This is a genomic window from Methylophilus sp. DMC18, assembly GCF_056314005.1.
This window is the reverse complement of sequence record NZ_JBQUZE010000003.1, coordinates 23,514-38,369: the sequence shown is the minus strand read 5'-3', so window position 1 is coordinate 38,369 and position 14,856 is coordinate 23,514. Positions and strand designations below refer to the sequence as shown.

General features: G+C 42.6%; 20 protein-coding genes. 7 read left to right on the top strand and 13 right to left on the bottom strand.

Annotation, left to right across the window (positions count from 1 at the left end):
• The first annotated feature begins 29 nt into the window (after positions 1-29).
• From ACT53G_RS07075 to ACT53G_RS07065, 3 genes are read left to right on the top strand one after another with little or no spacing between them, the layout of a single operon-like run.
• Positions 30-779: a tetratricopeptide repeat protein gene (locus tag ACT53G_RS07075; RefSeq protein ID WP_476169050.1), complete on the top strand. Its 750-nt coding sequence runs from the start codon at positions 30-32 to the stop codon at positions 777-779.
• A gap of 14 nt (positions 780-793) precedes the next feature.
• Positions 794-1,885 (top strand): ADP-ribosylglycohydrolase family protein, encoded by a 1,092-nt coding sequence (locus ACT53G_RS07070; RefSeq protein ID WP_476169049.1) that lies wholly within the window; start codon positions 794-796, stop codon positions 1,883-1,885.
• A gap of 59 nt (positions 1,886-1,944) precedes the next feature.
• Complete coding sequence (locus tag ACT53G_RS07065; RefSeq protein WP_313985020.1) at positions 1,945-2,259, top strand: hypothetical protein; 315 nt, start codon at positions 1,945-1,947, stop codon at positions 2,257-2,259.
• An 89-nt stretch (positions 2,260-2,348) separates the two neighbouring features.
• Here ACT53G_RS07065 and vapB read toward each other — a convergent pair whose 3' ends face one another.
• From vapB to ACT53G_RS07050, 3 genes are all read right to left on the bottom strand, one after another.
• A complete protein-coding gene (gene vapB, locus ACT53G_RS07060) occupies positions 2,349-2,549 on the bottom strand; it encodes a type II toxin-antitoxin system VapB family antitoxin (RefSeq protein WP_049637567.1) in 201 nt (66 codons plus the stop codon).
• A 74-nt stretch (positions 2,550-2,623) separates the two neighbouring features.
• Positions 2,624-3,034, bottom strand: coding sequence for a putative toxin-antitoxin system toxin component, PIN family (locus ACT53G_RS07055; RefSeq protein ID WP_476169048.1), 411 nt, complete (start codon positions 3,032-3,034; stop codon positions 2,624-2,626).
• On the bottom strand, positions 3,027-3,275 hold the full coding sequence (locus ACT53G_RS07050) for a type II toxin-antitoxin system Phd/YefM family antitoxin (RefSeq protein WP_194748922.1): 249 nt from the start codon (positions 3,273-3,275) through the stop codon (positions 3,027-3,029). The genes ACT53G_RS07055 and ACT53G_RS07050 overlap by 8 nt, the downstream gene beginning before the upstream one ends.
• Before the next feature lie 163 nt (positions 3,276-3,438).
• Between ACT53G_RS07050 and ACT53G_RS07045 the strand changes: the two genes are divergently transcribed.
• Positions 3,439-4,215, top strand: a complete 777-nt coding sequence (locus ACT53G_RS07045; protein ID WP_476169047.1) for a DUF1223 domain-containing protein — start codon at positions 3,439-3,441, stop codon at positions 4,213-4,215.
• Positions 4,216-4,231: 16 nt separating this feature from the next.
• Here the strand turns inward: ACT53G_RS07045 and ACT53G_RS07040 are convergent, their stop codons facing one another.
• From ACT53G_RS07040 to ACT53G_RS07025, 4 genes are all read right to left on the bottom strand, one after another.
• On the bottom strand, positions 4,232-4,816 hold the full coding sequence (locus ACT53G_RS07040; RefSeq protein ID WP_476169046.1) for a hypothetical protein: 585 nt from the start codon (positions 4,814-4,816) through the stop codon (positions 4,232-4,234).
• 190 nt (positions 4,817-5,006) lie between these two features.
• Complete coding sequence (locus ACT53G_RS07035; protein WP_476169045.1) at positions 5,007-5,903, bottom strand: hypothetical protein; 897 nt, start codon at positions 5,901-5,903, stop codon at positions 5,007-5,009.
• A 358-nt stretch (positions 5,904-6,261) separates the two neighbouring features.
• Positions 6,262-7,122: a hypothetical protein gene (locus ACT53G_RS07030; protein WP_275357866.1), complete on the bottom strand. Its 861-nt coding sequence runs from the start codon at positions 7,120-7,122 to the stop codon at positions 6,262-6,264.
• Between the two features lie 32 nt (positions 7,123-7,154).
• Entirely contained in the window at positions 7,155-7,529 is a 375-nt protein-coding gene (locus ACT53G_RS07025; RefSeq protein ID WP_476169044.1) for a lysozyme inhibitor LprI family protein, read from the bottom strand.
• Between the two features lie 206 nt (positions 7,530-7,735).
• Here ACT53G_RS07025 and ACT53G_RS07020 point away from each other — a divergent pair, with 206 nt between their 5' ends.
• Positions 7,736-8,563 (top strand): hypothetical protein, encoded by an 828-nt coding sequence (locus ACT53G_RS07020; RefSeq protein ID WP_476169043.1) that lies wholly within the window; start codon positions 7,736-7,738, stop codon positions 8,561-8,563.
• 124 nt (positions 8,564-8,687) lie between these two features.
• Here the strand turns inward: ACT53G_RS07020 and ACT53G_RS07015 are convergent, their stop codons facing one another.
• Positions 8,688-9,647: a hypothetical protein gene (locus ACT53G_RS07015; RefSeq protein ID WP_476169042.1), complete on the bottom strand. Its 960-nt coding sequence runs from the start codon at positions 9,645-9,647 to the stop codon at positions 8,688-8,690.
• A gap of 244 nt (positions 9,648-9,891) precedes the next feature.
• On the opposite strand from ACT53G_RS07015, the gene ACT53G_RS07010 reads away from it, so the two are divergent.
• Positions 9,892-11,106 (top strand): hypothetical protein, encoded by a 1,215-nt coding sequence (locus ACT53G_RS07010; RefSeq protein ID WP_476169041.1) that lies wholly within the window; start codon positions 9,892-9,894, stop codon positions 11,104-11,106.
• A 79-nt stretch (positions 11,107-11,185) separates the two neighbouring features.
• Entirely contained in the window at positions 11,186-12,016 is an 831-nt protein-coding gene (locus ACT53G_RS07005) for a hypothetical protein (RefSeq protein ID WP_476169040.1), read from the top strand.
• Positions 12,017-12,095: 79 nt separating this feature from the next.
• On the opposite strand, the gene ACT53G_RS07000 is transcribed toward ACT53G_RS07005, so the two are convergent.
• The 5 genes from ACT53G_RS07000 to ACT53G_RS06980 all read right to left on the bottom strand — a co-directional run bounded on the left by ACT53G_RS07000 (position 12,096) and on the right by ACT53G_RS06980 (position 14,835).
• Complete coding sequence (locus tag ACT53G_RS07000; protein ID WP_476169039.1) at positions 12,096-12,728, bottom strand: hypothetical protein; 633 nt, start codon at positions 12,726-12,728, stop codon at positions 12,096-12,098.
• A 5-nt stretch (positions 12,729-12,733) separates the two neighbouring features.
• Positions 12,734-13,816, bottom strand: a complete 1,083-nt coding sequence (locus ACT53G_RS06995; RefSeq protein WP_476169038.1) for a DUF3800 domain-containing protein — start codon at positions 13,814-13,816, stop codon at positions 12,734-12,736.
• A 164-nt stretch (positions 13,817-13,980) separates the two neighbouring features.
• A complete protein-coding gene (locus tag ACT53G_RS06990) occupies positions 13,981-14,319 on the bottom strand; it encodes a helix-turn-helix domain-containing protein (protein ID WP_476169037.1) in 339 nt (112 codons plus the stop codon).
• 70 nt (positions 14,320-14,389) lie between these two features.
• The gene (locus ACT53G_RS06985) at positions 14,390-14,599 is read right to left on the bottom strand and encodes an antitoxin Xre/MbcA/ParS toxin-binding domain-containing protein (RefSeq protein WP_476169036.1); all 210 of its coding nucleotides are present in this window, start codon (positions 14,597-14,599) and stop codon (positions 14,390-14,392) included.
• Positions 14,596-14,835 (bottom strand): hypothetical protein, encoded by a 240-nt coding sequence (locus ACT53G_RS06980; protein WP_476169035.1) that lies wholly within the window; start codon positions 14,833-14,835, stop codon positions 14,596-14,598. The genes ACT53G_RS06985 and ACT53G_RS06980 overlap by 4 nt, the downstream gene beginning before the upstream one ends.
• Positions 14,836-14,856: the final 21 nt, after the last annotated feature.

Below are 14,856 nucleotides of genomic sequence, written 5' to 3'. Positions count from 1 at the left end.
ACTCACCTCACCACACGCTAGGAACAGCCATGACGCAAGCAGCTAAAACGATGTTGGCGCAGTTATTCAGTAAAGCAATCTCCACCACATTGATGCTGTGCGCGCTGTGTGCAGCCAGCCTCGCGCAGGCAAACACGCTAGAAGAAGCCAGACAGAAGCTACTGCAAAAAGACTATGCCGCTGCCCACGCCATTTATCTGTCGCTCGCCAGTCAAAACGATGCCAAAGCCTGCTACAACCTGGGCCTGATGTCGCAGAACGGCGATGGCGTGCCCAAAAGCATGGACGAAGCGGTCAAGTGGTACACAAAATCGGCCGAGTTGAATTACAAAGAGGCGCAGTACACGCTGGGTTCACTGGTGTTTCAGCGCCAGATTCAAAGCATCAGCTACCCGCAAGCGGTGGCCTATTACGAGCAAGCAGCCAAGCAAGGTCATGTGAAATCGCAACTCAATTTAGGCATGCTGTATTTGCGGGGCGAAGTGATTGCGCAAGACATGCCCGCCGCCGTGCAATGGTTAAGCCTGGCCGCCAGCAACAACAATAGTGAAGCCCAGGGCTACCTGGCCGAGCTTTACCAGCAAGGGGCCGGCGTTGAACAAAGCACCCTCAAAGCGGCGATGTGGTTGATATTGGCAAGCCAAAACGAAGAAAAACGCCTGGTGAATCGCCACAGCAAAATGCTGAATTATCTTTATGCGCAAATGAGCGAAGAGCAAAAAGCCGCTGCCACCCAATTGGCCACGCAATGTAAAAGCCAGCAACTGCAAGGCTGTTAAACAAGGATCACACGATGCCAATCACCACCCTTCAACATGCAGACCGGATGCGCGGCGCCCTCTGGGGTATGTTTATTGGCGATGCGCTGGCCATGCCCGTGCACTGGTATTACAACATCGCCGCCCTCTGGCAAGACTTTGGTCAAATTCGCGACTATCAAGCGCCCAAAGCCAGCCACCCCAGCTCCATCATGCCCTTGGCCAGCACAGGCAAGGCAGGCCGCGGCACGCAAGCGGGCGATATTGTCGGCAGTGTGATTTTAAAAGGCAAAAAACAATTCTGGGGCCTGCCTAACGGCCACTATCATCAAGGCATGCAGGCAGGCGACAACACGCTTAACCTGCTGTGCGCCCGTGTGTTGCTGCGCTCCCTTATCGCCCAAGGCCAGCATGACCCTGCTGACTTTTTGCAAGCCTATGTGCGCTTTATGACCGAGCCCGATCAGCACAACGACACTTATGCTGAGTCCTACCACCGTGATTTTTTTGCCAACTATGCCAAAGGCGTGGCCCCGGAAAAGTGTGCGGGCAACGAAGGCCATGACACCGCCTCCATCGGCGGCCTGGTGAACATCCCCATGGTGGTCATGGCCAGCGTCAAGGCGAACGACCTGGCCGCCTGCAACCAAGCCGCCTTAACGCAACAAAACCTCACCCACCGATCAACCGAGTTAGAGCGCCATACGCTGGCACTGAGCCAACTCTTGTTTGAAATTTTCAACTCACCACACCCTGACAACGAACAACTCGCCAGCGCTGCGGCCAGTCAATTGGGATTTCCGGCCGCTAAAGTAGTCGAACAAGTACGCGCGACACAAAAATCTGACCTCGACGTGATTGGTGGCCTACTCAGCCCCGCCTGCTACATAGACCAGTCGTTTCCATCTGTGCTCTACCTCGCCACCCGCTACCACGACGACTTTGAAAGCGCGCTTATTGCCAACACCAATGTTGGCGGGGATAACTGCCACCGCGGTGCGGTGCTGGGTGCAATTTTGGGTGCCTCGTTAGGGCTGGAGGCGATTCCGCCACGCTGGATCAAAGGCCTCACCGCACACGATGCTATTCACCACGAAGTTGAGCAGTTTGTGGCACAGTTTGCCTAAACATTTTGACTAATCAGGCGATAAAAATCATGCTTACAAAAATATTAGCAACCCTCTTTATGATGCGCTGCAGCGTTGCCTTTGCTGCCAATGACTTAAGCTTTATGACTGAAGGCAAACCATACAACGAGGTCAAGCAAACGCTGATTGATCAAGGTTGGGCGCCGATTAAAAACACCAAGATTGATCGGGCTAGTCTATACGCGCAAGAAATCTACAACATGGGCATGACAGAGGTCACCGATTGCATCTCGATGGAAATTGACGGCTGCACATTCCTCTACCAAAAAGGCAAGCAAACACTGGAAATCAAAACCATCACCAGGCAGTTGAGTGTGGAGTCTTTCCGTGTGTATAAGAAAAATACGCGGTGAATGCTTAAGGCAATTGTTTTTATGTAGCTCCCGCGCATGGTGCGTTGTATTTGAAATGAACCATGCTGCGCACTGAAAGCGAGTCCGCCCTACCGCGTTGGCATAAAATCATCGCTCACCGTCAAGTTAGCATTAAAAAAGCTATCCCAGGTTTCAGCAATCGGCGTGATAATGCGCTCGTTACCAAGTGCACGCACGTTCACCAGTTTCACATCCTCTGGCAAGCGCATTTCAGCAGGCAGGCGTACAGCTTGCGTGCGATTATTAATAAACACAGTGCTTATAGCCATCGTTCATCCCTCTCGTCAACACGCATGTAGCATTAGCGTATAGCACGAAAAATATAGTTGCAAACCTGCTTAATTCAAAGCGCATTAAACTGTGCGGCAGTCAAAATAGAGATGCCTTGAAAAGGATGCAACACCAACAAGTCAGCATCGCCCGTGCTGATCATCGATGCACCACCATTCACGGCGACTTCTAAAAATTGATTGTCTTTTGGGTCACGGCAGGCATTCACGGGATAGACAATATTCACACGTTCATACATGCGACTAAACAGTCTAAAAAAAGCTTGCCTGTCTTCAAGCGAAATATAGCGGTCAAACTTTGGGCGAGATAATACGTCCGCCAGTTCATTGAGCGTAGACTCAGACACCAGCAATACACCTCGCTCAAAAGCTTTACGCACGGCAATTGACGAAACGCTGTTCGGTAACAGCAAATAACTGATCAAAGTATTGGTGTCACAGACTACCCGTAACGCCTCACTCATTGGTCAGCAACTCGGCTAATTTGTCCTCGGTTAAGCCATTTGCCACCGCCTGCTGCCCGACACGGTCACAAAATGATTGAAACTCAGCCAGATTCAGCCCGCGCAAGCGTTGATATTCAGCGGGAGAAAGCACAATCGCAACATCACGGTTTTGACGACGAATCGTCACTGGCTCGCGCTGTGCCGTATCAATTAAAGCCGCCATATTTTGTTTAGCATCTGTTGCAGAAACATATTGCATAATCAACTCTCCTGTTTGCCTAATCATAGTACAAAATGTCTATTTTGTACATTTTGTACAACCCATCACATTTAGTCTTGAAACTGCGTCGGAGAACAAATACGTGTAAGGCATCAACAAGTCACACGACCAATCCACTCCAGCCAATTGATGGAGTCTAGTAATGAAAAAACAACCTCTGCTCACCGCTTTATGCGCCATCGTGTTTGCATCAAACGCCCTTGCGCAACCACAATGCAGTGCCGTCAGCGGCCCGCAAACCAATGCACTGGTTGAGCTATATACCTCTGAAGGTTGCAGCAGTTGCCCACCCGCAGACCAGTGGTTAACGCACCTGAAAACGCAAGGCAATCAGTTTGGCAACATCGTTCCCATCGCTTTGCATGTGGATTATTGGGATTACATCGGCTGGAAAGACAACTTTGCCCACCCTGCATTTGCCAAGCGGCAGCGTGACATGGCCGTCTCAGGGCATGCGCGTGGTGTGTATACCCCACAAATTGCCATCAATGGTCAGGATACCCGCAGTTGGGTAAGTGAATCGCGCTTTAAGAATGAAATTGCCAGCATCAATCGCATGCCTGCTAAAGCCGAAATTCGCCTTGCAGTAAATTCCCCCACGACAAAGTCGCTGCAAGTATCCACAAGCATCAAAACCTCTGAGGCAGGGCCATTGGTCTATTACCTCGCGCTACAAGAAAATAACCTGCAATCCACCATCAATGCAGGTGAAAACCGGGGTGAAGTGCTGCGCCATGATTATGTGGTGCGCCAGTGGTTAGGGCCGTTTAAGGTGGGTGTCGATGGCAAAATAAGTGCTAGTCATGAAATTCAACTTCAACCAGCATGGAAGCAACGTGACTTGAGTTTGGTTGCCTTTGTGCAGAATTTAGCAACGGGGGAAATTTTGCAGGCTTTGGGGTTAGGGCTATGCGAATAATTAGCAGCATGATTCTTTAATCCGCAATAAACCCTTTTTGGGATAACTTGCGTATAAAGTCATGGGTAAAGTAATTAAGGGGAGTTTTCGAGCCCTCAAAATTAACTCCGACCAGCGTGTATTTTTCCTCTATCCCTTTCCCAATGATCATCGTGTCACCACCTTGCGGATTTTTACCGTATTGCACTGCGTTATAGGCGAGTTTTAGGTAAATAGTATTCTCAGAAGTGTTTTTGATATGGCTGATTCTGACTTGAATAAGCCCATCGACTCTTTTCTGCGCAAATTGTTGCGCTATAAAAGTGTTGGAATCGATCCGAGAGTTTAAATTTATAGCCTGTTCAGCATCTGTGTGATGTTCTTGTTCAATCTCAGTCTCTAAATACTCTGCTAACTTTTTTGAGGTCTCCAACCAAGTGGCTCTAACTTTTTGGTCCTTAGGATCATCATAGGTTGGATTAAACCCCTCACCCGCCATAATCAGGATACCCAGTTTGTTTTTATCAGGATTAGCGACATGCTCTGGGAGTGATGAACAACCCACCAATGTTAAGACCGATATAACAACAACCAATGTGAGTGGTTTTAAAATGCTTTTCATAATTGAATTGGTTCTCTTTTTAATAACCCATGCAGAGACAAAGCAAAATAGCCTATGAATATTAATTAACTATGAATCGCATAGTCTGATGCTATAAACGCTCGACGGCCTAGTACGTCCCAAAAATGTTTACAAATTCAGCCTAAACTGGCTCCCAGTGCTAATCAGAAAATCACGATTTGCGCCAGGATCAATAAGACTTATCTTCTATGAATGGGTGGGTTGATTGAATTTGCTTTGAATTCGTTTTAATTTCGATCTTGCCTTCTTTAGCAGTTTCGAAAATTATCGACATCCGCGTCTCAGTCTCACTATGTTGGAATATCTGAGCTTTTGTATCGTAAAGCATCATTCCACTTCCATCACCTACCGTAGTAGCTTTGAAAAGACCATTCGGCACAATAAAATCCATGGAATAAGTTTGGGAAATTCGGGCAATACCATTATCGATAGCCAGTAGCTTATTATCGATATGCATTTTAACGTCTATAACGACTATGTTACCGATCGGCACTTTGAGTGAAATTTCTTGAGGCGTGCTTTTGCCCAGTGATAACTTCAGCGTTTCAACATTTGTAATTTGTGACAGGGTTGATGATGCTATTTTTTGAACTAGCTGATTGAGCTCTGGTGGCAATTCTTTCATTCCGGAGATTTTGACTGACTCTTCTAATATTTGTCCGGAAGCGTTAATTGAGCCTGAAACATGCATGCCTTTAACATCAATCGGCTGCTGAACCAGTGTATCTTTCCCAGATTGATCCTTTCTATATGTTTCTTTTTCCAGAAAGCTAACTTCCAATGGATATGTTTGATCTGCTTGCAAGCTACCAGTAATTATTCGAATTTTATTCTTCGTAACAAGGTGTTGGATTTTAGGCTCCATGGTTAGCTTACCTTTTGAGTTCGCAATGATTCCACGGTCCTCGAGTACTTGTAACGAATTCACTGATTCATTCGTAGACTCAGAGATAAAGTCTGTATTTGGACTTATCCAATATCGAAGCTCAATCTCTTGGGTTTCTGCCTTCAGGGTATGAGCAGTAAAGACAAGGAGTACTAAATTAAAACTAATCAGATTGCGCATAAAAAATGAAGTTACTTTTCTTAGAAAAGAATTGCTAAAAGAACGACTAGTGCAAAAATCAGAAAGCAAACTGATAAGGCCCAAAAGATTACATAAAACCTGTAATTCCTTGGTCGATCAAACACATCTCCAATCACTGGTGGAGTTTTGGCGTTAGCCATTACCCAGTAGTGCCAATAAATTGGATTCATCGGGAAAGTCGTTAGTTTGACTCTGGCGAGTAGCGCAGCAATTATCAAACATACAATACTCAAAGCGATGTAAATCCAGAAAAATCTCATGTCATCGGGGATAACGCCACCTCGAAGATAAGTAGGTCGATAAGATGAGTGAATATGCATGAGATGCTTAAGCTAAATTACTTATTGGTTTTGGCTTTAATGAGAGCACTAAGCGATTTAATTGAAAGTCCCTGTGTTACCTGTAATATTTTTTCAACCTGCTCAGAGCTTTTCTGTGTGGCTTCCCTAGATATATTTTCTTTAACTCGCAACTGAGTAGCTTCTTTTGTGAAATACGGACGAGCAGGATTACCGGTATTTTTGACGATCAGCATGTCTAGGAAATTACCTGCATAATCGATCGAAGCGCATTTAATAAATGCAGGTAGCCAGTGAGATTCTAGTGCTGCTGGATAGCAGCTTTTGAGGAATGCCTCGACACCATCTATGCCTTGTGCTGAGTATATTCTGTCAAAATCCCTTATAGCAAAATCGATGTTTTTATTAATATCGAAGGGCTCAAAACCCACCCCGTAAATCATTTCTGCATTGCCAGTACTTTCGAAGACAACTTTATAACTGTTTTTTCCATTGATGGTCGCTTCACAAGTAATCGTTGCTTTATTTGTAATGTCACCAGTCACTGAACATGAACCAACTGCAGGCCAAGATACTGGTGTTCCAGAAATAACCGTTAACACCTGATCTACTTCTAACTTGTAGTTATCTGCGGCAGGTTGCGCGTCTTTACCCCCTGAAAATGAAACCGGAAAATCAGAAACAAATGAAAATGCTGCTCGCCCATTTTGATAAGACGTATTCGTTGCTTTCCCTTTTTTGCATTGCTCGGTGATATCTTCATCGTTTTGCTTAGCTGAAATACATTCGCCATTTAAGAATGCCATGTATTTAATAAGTATGTCTGCACTTGCATTAGAGGATAAGAAAATACCCAACATTAGCAGGCATAAGGTAGCTCGGCCTTTGAGAATAAGCATCCATGACCCCCGTGTATGGATTAACTGATTGATTAGAGAAGCTTACTATTTTGGCAACCAGAGCTTAAGCACTCTCGAATTCGGTCTTGCAAAAACTGGGAGCGTTTTATGGTGATACTGGAGGCGCAATTCAGATTTACGAAGAAAGCTTCGCCCTCACGCTTGGAACAACTACTATTTCTTTCCGACATCCATGAAAGTTGGCCTGACTTTAAAGCCTTTTTACCATCAGCGTCCAATTTTGAATTTAGCTTTTTGAAGTTTTCATTCAACTCTTTGTCTGCTTCTTGGTAAACCTTATTTAAGCAATACAAACCGTCGAAATCATCTCTTGGTTTATCACAAGCGGAGTTCGCAAATGCTACTCCTGAAATACAGAGTAATAGAAATGTTGTTATTATTTTCATGATGCCCCCAATGATAATTTTTGTTAGAAATTTAAGAAACCATACTACTGTTGGATCATGAAGTATTTATTAACGGAGACTAAGTATGTACATATCAATCCAAGACTTTTAATTCTTAGTTTCATCCCGCATTAATTTACTCTGAGATATTTCCTAAAAACTCAGAAACTGTAAAATCAGACTTGGGCTAGTAAATTTAGAAAAATATGACGCTATTAGTTTGCTGGGCAGCAATAGATAGTCATGGTACATCTGCGTTGTACATGGCTGCCGACAGTAGAATTTCTTGGAAGGCATCTGCACAGTTCGACTATGCTAGGAAGGTTTTTGCTTTCTCAAATTGGCCGGATGTTCTAGGTTATTGTGGTGATGTTCTTTTTCCGTCGATAGTCCTAAATCAAATTGTAGACCTAGCAGATGCGGGTTTATTGTTTGGTAAGAATTTTTCGCCCAAGCAAAAGTTCCAAGCAATCGTCGACAAATTAAATGATTCATTCAGACAATATCCCATGCTTCACTCAGGCTTAAGTGAAAATGCACTAAGCATAATCCATGGTTCCCGCCACCCGCATAACAACAAAATATTTTTCAGCCACACGATACGATGGAGCAAAAATTCAGGATGGTATGGAGAAGAAAAGCCTATGCCAACGGATTATTCTGGTATTCTTTTTTCCCTTGGTACAGGTAACTCTGAATTCACAGAGAATTTTAAACGTTATGACGAGGGTCCTACCAAAGGTACAAGTAGGGCTATATTCCATTGCTTTTGCGATACGCTTGTTAACTCTAAAGAGCCAACAGTCGGCGGAGCTCCACAGCTCGTTGGAATTATCCGAAAACCGGAATCTAGTGCTATTACCTATGGTGTTATTCATAATGGTAAACGAACATTTCTAGGCGCACATATAGATAACCTCCGCAACTTTGGTTCAATCTCATGGAGAAATGAGTGCTTTGAGGTATGCGATGGCGCAACTATGCTAAGACTTCCAAACGCACAATCACAACCCGATCCTATGCGGCGTTCATAAAGAGCAACTCCCTGGACCCTACATTGGGGGCGAGGTGCTGTCGGAAACAAGTGCCTAGGCACTTGTTTCCTACTCAGGGTTCAAGAGCTCTGTAATAAGTCCAGTCAAGAATTGTTTTCATTAATTAATCAACCAAGCTCGCAATATGTGGCAAAGTTGCTCTTAAAGTAGCCGTTAGATTTACACCAGCAGACTCTGGTGAGTCAATATCCCATAGAATAGTCAAGTGATGGTTAGTGTCAAAATGTGTTTTTGTTCTATCAAATTTTGATTTTTCACATGTATAAATAACAGGTTTTCCGAGGCCTTCTGCATATCCAGCCTCCCAATAGGCTCCTAAATTATCGTGTGTTAAATCTGCAATTACAAAATCAGAAGACTGGATTTCAACACGCAACCTATCGTCAATCAAACCTGCCCGAGGATTATCGTCAAGTTTAAACAACTCAAAACCGGCTCTTAGTGAACTGGGTCTTAAAACGTTATCTAGTAAATTATTCAAACTTGCATCACCAAACTTCATCGCCATAAATCCTTTTCGATATACTTTTAAACCAGCTTTTAAAGTTTCAAAATAATCCCAACCTTTGAATGATAAGGTCGCATCTGCCTCTCCAATTACTCCTATTGCATTTGAAAGTCTGCCCACTATCAGTCCAGAGTCAAATAAGTAATTCAGTACAAGCTCAAATCCTGCAGGGCTTTTGCTACCTATTACCGAGCCATGAGTTTTAAATGTTATTGTTTCACGTTCCCCAGGACCTTTGCTGTTCTCAGCAAGCCATCTTATAAGTAAATCAGCTTGTTCATTTGGTTTAGGCAATGGACGTAATAGAAAAGCATTTATAGTTTGTGTATCAATAACATTAGATCCGCTATTCTTTTTTTGAGATTGACGAATCGCATGGCTGATTTTTGCTGCAGCATCAACATCTTTAAGCAATATGTTATTGATTGATGCAATTAAAGAGTTACTAAAAACGAAATCTCCACATCTGGGACAATCAAATGCGCACGCCTCCATTTGATTAATATTTTCTCTAAAATGGATTAGAACCGATGAACACACAGGACAGTTTTTCATAAAAAATGGACCCCTAAATTGAAAAAGGAGCCGATGTGCCCACCTACATAAAGCGCAACCAATCTGTTACTAGTGTCAGATATTTACACCCACACCAGCATCCAAATATCGCAACAAAATACTCACATAAATTGCAGCATCGTCGACCATTAGTTACATAAGCTGCAACTCGTTCATTGATCTGTCGTGAAAACGATTTATCCTCATAAACATCAGTGGGTAATTGCATCAATGGAGCAGAGAAATGACTATTAAATTTGAACGTCAGTCGTTATACGAAGAGGTATGGACAACTCCTCTCACGAAGCTAGGGAAGAAATATGGCCTATCAGATAATGGAGTTAGAAAAATCTGTATTGCATTGAATATACCTCTACCAAAAGCTGGTCACTGGACAAAGATTGCAGCCGGCCATCAAATCAAAAGACCTCCCCTACCAGCACAATCGGATAAAACAGAATTTATTAGTAATCCCAAGCCTCTTGAAATACCTACTCCAGAATTAGAGGCAGACCATCAATGGCTAGCAGAGCGAAATGCATTCGAATCGAACCCACTGAATCGAATCACTGTCGATTTGCACCCTGAGAAAACTCATCGCCTATTGTTAGAGACGCATCGGCAACTTAAAGCAAAAATTAAAGAGTATGCCAATTTAAAAATAAATGCAGAACAAGAACTCTCTCAACGACCAGGCAAGAAATGGGCGCCAAGGTTAAACAAGCTGAACTGGGATATGTTTGTTAATGCAGGACAACTTATAACTATTCCAACAAATGGCGTGCCCCTTCGAGTGTCTGAATCAACAAGCACTCGAACATTAGCGATTCTGAATGCTCTCCTTCTCAATGCTGAGACGCGTGGATTCAAGATCGTAAAAATAGAAAAGGATAACGTTTTAGGCCTTCAATTATTGGATGAAACGATACGCTTTCGGGTAAGTGAGAAGGTCAAAGATGAATTTCAGAAAAGAGAAAATCCTTCGGCACTAGAACAACATTTGGGTGATAAAAGAATTAAAGTGCCCACTGGAATTTTGAGAATTTATGTTTCGACGTCAGGCTATGATGACGCATGTATATCCGACTCCGAAAGTACGCCATTAGAAAATAGGCTCAATGAAATCTTTCAAAAAATATATAAAGTGATCGTCACGCTACGTGAAAATAAACGAAAATGGGCCGAAAGAGATAGGCATTACGCTGAGAATCGGAGAATCCGAGAAGAGCAAGAAAAACTCAAACAACAAGAACTGAAGAAACAGGAGGAAGAGGTCGCCTTACGCGCTAAGCTATTAGATGAAGCTTCTAGCTGGAAAAGTGCTCAATTAATACGTGATTACATAGCTCATTTAGATAATCATCCTCAAATAGAAAATCCTAATTATATGACTTGGAAAAGCTGGGCTATCAATGTCGCTAATGAACTCGACCCCACACACAAAAGATTTTCAACCTAGGTATAAACCAGTAAAAATTGCCGCTTAAACTAAGCAATCAATCCACTCCGAATTTAAATCATTGCTAGAAAGTCTGATTTTGAAACTTGCTATTTATGAACATCGTCTTGGAAGAGAAAAGGCTGAGAAATATGTCCTTGGTTTATGTAAACAATTAAATATTGAAGCTGGAACAAACAATTCAGTCAATTTGCAGCATGAAATTGACTTTGCAATAAAACACGGCAGAGCCGATGTTCTTCAATCCATATTTGATTCATCGGACCGTTTTCTAAATTCACCGATGAGTATTGGTTTGGGAGGAAATGTTCCAGGACTTAAAATTGAAATGGCATCTAATTATGGCAATCACAAGTCTTCAATGAATAACCCTGGCTTCATAGAAGCTCCGGAAATTTCATTTTCAAAAGAAATTACCTTCTATCGTAAAGAAGCGGTTATTGCCTTTAATAATGACGATTTAAGTAATTTTGCACGTTGCTATCGTGCTTTCCTTCAAAGCAGCGTATCTCTTGTTGAATGTTTTATTCATCGATATGTGTTCCATATAAGAGTACTTATTGCATCGACAAAAGAATACGTTAATACCGAGGCTTTAGATTCTAGAAGGTCTATTGAAGATAGGCTGGATGCTTGGATGCAAACTTTTGCGACACACAAGATGGAAGACTTCAAGAATTCGAAAACTCGATCAAAATTTATTGAGCTAAAAATGCAGAGAAACTCTTTAGTTCATCCTTCTCAACCGACAATTCCTTACGAAGTTAAGAACGTTGTTAAATACCTCAATTTTGCACAGGACGGTGTAGGGGGCTTGTTATCTGATCTACGTCGCTTCTCTGGTTACAGTGAAAACATTGGATTTATAAGACAGATAAAAACAGAACCGGAAATCCGTATACTGAAATAAGCATAACTAAAATCTTGGCTGATCTATCAATTAAAATATCAGCCCCATAGATAACCGACTAATCAGTTATGTAGCGTCACTAAATTTGAGTAGCTAGGCGAGCACGCTCTGAAAGAACAAGTATTTCTTCATCAGAAACCATACGCTCTACTATAGCGCGATAATTATTTAATGCCTCGCGTAAACCCTTTATCTCTGCGGTAATTCGAGGCATATCGAGAGTATCGCCCAACTCCCCAGCCATTACTGATATATAGCGGGCTTTTTCCTCAGCGGTTTCTGTCCTGGGAAATATATTCTTGAAATATAGCTCCACACCAATACTATGCAATGTAACGGTGCGATCAAGCTTGTAGCCAATTAATTCGTCAATTTGCTTCTTCAATTCTGGATTGATGACTAAAAGATGATGCTGGCCTAAAAAAGCATTCTCAAGATACGAAAGCCGTATACCTTGCTGCCTAATCAACTCATCCCATCGCGTTAGTGTATTTAGCGCTTCGTCAGGAGGCATTTTTGAAATAGTGGAAACAGGATTCGGCTGAGCCTCTGTGATTAAAGACTCACCATCGTCAACACAATCTTTCAAGACAAAATATACTTTTAGTAACTCTAGTACAACTTCATTGCGCCTCTCTTTAGCTTGAAAGGTTTTGAAGTCTGAGACTCCAGCGCGGACAAGATCAATTATGGTTTTCAACTGTGCAAACATATTTACTACAGCTTATTTTTTGGACTATTTTTCCTCAGATAGTCCACAATAAAATCAATATGATTGCTTCCAGCGTTTGATCCTGTACCAAGCTGCTCCGGCGTTATATTTTGTGTTGGCAACACTCCATTGACAATCCACTGCAAACAACCTGTGTCTTTTATGATGGTAGCAAGCTCATCGAACTCATTAGACTCAGTGCACTTTAAATAATGATTAATCGCACCAGAGCAAACATCTGCGACTTGAATCTGAGGGTGCTGAATAGAATCTCCCTGCTTAAGAGAGGTACAACGTAAAGGAAACAGAAATTTTCTTCGATCATAGCCAGTATCTTTTGACAACTCTTCCCCTTGAGCCATCATCGCCTCAAAGTCTTGTTGCGTGGCTAAAACTGGTTTCGAACTATCATGTATGACATCAAATCGCTCAGACTTTCTCTTCCCCCATATTGCGATATGTTCGAAAAGAGCTGGAACAGCCGGCTCAAGAGGTATTTTCCCAATATGGGGATACCAATGCTCTAATAACTGTTTATCAGTTATTAGCCTCAAATCCTCTTTAAACTCTGGCCGTGTACAGGAATCAAGCATTTTCGCTCCAGCCTCGAAAAATGTAGCCGCAGCTTCCGATGACCTATCATTCATTAGAGTAACGAAGCTTTTTAGTAACTCATCTGTATTCTCAGCCCCACAAAACTCAGGCATACAATAATAAAGCATATTAGCCATGGCTATGTTTTGCCCGTTTTCGTATAAATCATACCCCTTATCGTGAAACAAAGTCTCGACGATTAAGTCCACCATTTTAGAAACTATCATGAAACGCTTGTGGAAAAAACTTACGATTACTCGCGTCTCATTTAAACGAGGATCAGTAAAGAAGTTGATTAATCTTTTTTTGCCTGACGATGATTTCTTGAGTACCTTAAACTTTGCTTCTTTCGCTTGATCTGAATGCAGGTGTCTGAGTAAGTCCTCCGCCTCCGCTTGACTGTAATCATTAGACGCCAAGACAAAATAAGGCTGTTCTAAATCAATTAAAGCTTGCCCTGAGTTGCCTGACTCGTCGCAATATATAGAGGCCATATGCTTATTATTAATTGTTATCTAAACGAGAAAATTGTGAATAGTATAGATTAATGGGCGATAACTCTTTTGACTTTGCCAAAAGAATTTACTGAGGGCTTCATTGATACCTGCATACCTCAGAAAGATAGAAAATATGAGTAGGTCAATACTAAAGGTAAATATCATTCACAACTACCAGACTCTGTTTCATTTTCCAAATCTGAAAAATTATCGACGCTAACTGACCCATAAGGAAAACGAGCAACAATTTCCAGTTCACCGCCCATCGCTTGGATATGGGTCCGCAGTGTAGATAAATACATATCTGCGCGTTTTTCTAATTTTTTAATAGATCGTTGTTGTTCATTCAACACCTCTGCGAGCAGCTTTTGGGAGAGCTCACGCGCTTGTCGTAATTGATGAAGTGGCATCTCTCTGAAAAGTTGTTCTGTCATCGATTGAGAGCGCAGCTGCGATTCAGGACTCATATTGGAATGTAATTCGGAGAATTTTTTAGCCATCGCCTGTACCTTTCATGGGTTACAAATATGATTCTAGATAATCGCAGCCTGCTTTATCAAACAACTGAGTTTAAACCGCTCCGCCATAACTGATCGCACTTAGAATTTTCTGAACCTCAATAAATCCAGAGGGCGATTCTGCCACAACGATAGGAGCGGCTCCTAACAGGGCATGATACTGATTGAGCCAAGACTCTGCCGCCGACTCAGAACCAAAGGTATCAATCGCTAAAGATCGAATCTTTGCCAGATTTTGTGCAGTATTAGATTCAATAGTCATGAAAACCTCAGCGGCACAATGCGTAACCACTCCCCCAAGACGTCTTTAAGGCAATGCTGGCAAATGTCGACTGAAATTCGATTGCCATCCCCAAAAATTGAGCAATACCCGCCCACTCGATCAATGGAAATGAGTTCCTCCGCCTCTCCTCCATGAGCTTCGGCTTCACGACCACAACGATCACATACGTAGCCAGATATTTCCTGAACCACCTTTTCTCGAAACTTTTTCATCATGACGCTCCTTCCTTATTGGCT

What these genes read in the sequence shown, in the direction of transcription:
- ACT53G_RS07075 (WP_476169050.1), top strand. Translation starts at nt 30, where the DNA reads ATGACGCAAGCAGCTAAAACGATGTTGGCGCAGTTATTCAGTAAAGCA.
- ACT53G_RS07070 (WP_476169049.1), top strand. Translation starts at nt 794, where the DNA reads ATGCCAATCACCACCCTTCAACATGCAGACCGGATGCGCGGCGCCCTC.
- ACT53G_RS07065 (WP_313985020.1), top strand. Translation starts at nt 1,945, where the DNA reads ATGATGCGCTGCAGCGTTGCCTTTGCTGCCAATGACTTAAGCTTTATG.
- vapB (WP_049637567.1), bottom strand. Translation starts at nt 2,549, where the DNA reads ATGGCTATAAGCACTGTGTTTATTAATAATCGCACGCAAGCTGTACGC.
- ACT53G_RS07055 (WP_476169048.1), bottom strand. Translation starts at nt 3,034, where the DNA reads ATGAGTGAGGCGTTACGGGTAGTCTGTGACACCAATACTTTGATCAGT.
- ACT53G_RS07050 (WP_194748922.1), bottom strand. Translation starts at nt 3,275, where the DNA reads ATGCAATATGTTTCTGCAACAGATGCTAAACAAAATATGGCGGCTTTA.
- ACT53G_RS07045 (WP_476169047.1), top strand. Translation starts at nt 3,439, where the DNA reads ATGAAAAAACAACCTCTGCTCACCGCTTTATGCGCCATCGTGTTTGCA.
- ACT53G_RS07040 (WP_476169046.1), bottom strand. Translation starts at nt 4,816, where the DNA reads ATGAAAAGCATTTTAAAACCACTCACATTGGTTGTTGTTATATCGGTC.
- ACT53G_RS07035 (WP_476169045.1), bottom strand. Translation starts at nt 5,903, where the DNA reads ATGCGCAATCTGATTAGTTTTAATTTAGTACTCCTTGTCTTTACTGCT.
- ACT53G_RS07030 (WP_275357866.1), bottom strand. Translation starts at nt 7,122, where the DNA reads ATGCTTATTCTCAAAGGCCGAGCTACCTTATGCCTGCTAATGTTGGGT.
- ACT53G_RS07025 (WP_476169044.1), bottom strand. Translation starts at nt 7,529, where the DNA reads ATGAAAATAATAACAACATTTCTATTACTCTGTATTTCAGGAGTAGCA.
- ACT53G_RS07020 (WP_476169043.1), top strand. Translation starts at nt 7,736, where the DNA reads ATGACGCTATTAGTTTGCTGGGCAGCAATAGATAGTCATGGTACATCT.
- ACT53G_RS07015 (WP_476169042.1), bottom strand. Translation starts at nt 9,647, where the DNA reads ATGAAAAACTGTCCTGTGTGTTCATCGGTTCTAATCCATTTTAGAGAA.
- ACT53G_RS07010 (WP_476169041.1), top strand. Translation starts at nt 9,892, where the DNA reads ATGACTATTAAATTTGAACGTCAGTCGTTATACGAAGAGGTATGGACA.
- ACT53G_RS07000 (WP_476169039.1), bottom strand. Translation starts at nt 12,728, where the DNA reads ATGTTTGCACAGTTGAAAACCATAATTGATCTTGTCCGCGCTGGAGTC.
- ACT53G_RS06995 (WP_476169038.1), bottom strand. Translation starts at nt 13,816, where the DNA reads ATGGCCTCTATATATTGCGACGAGTCAGGCAACTCAGGGCAAGCTTTA.
- ACT53G_RS06990 (WP_476169037.1), bottom strand. Translation starts at nt 14,319, where the DNA reads ATGGCTAAAAAATTCTCCGAATTACATTCCAATATGAGTCCTGAATCG.
- ACT53G_RS06985 (WP_476169036.1), bottom strand. Translation starts at nt 14,599, where the DNA reads ATGACTATTGAATCTAATACTGCACAAAATCTGGCAAAGATTCGATCT.
- ACT53G_RS06980 (WP_476169035.1), bottom strand. Translation starts at nt 14,835, where the DNA reads ATGATGAAAAAGTTTCGAGAAAAGGTGGTTCAGGAAATATCTGGCTAC.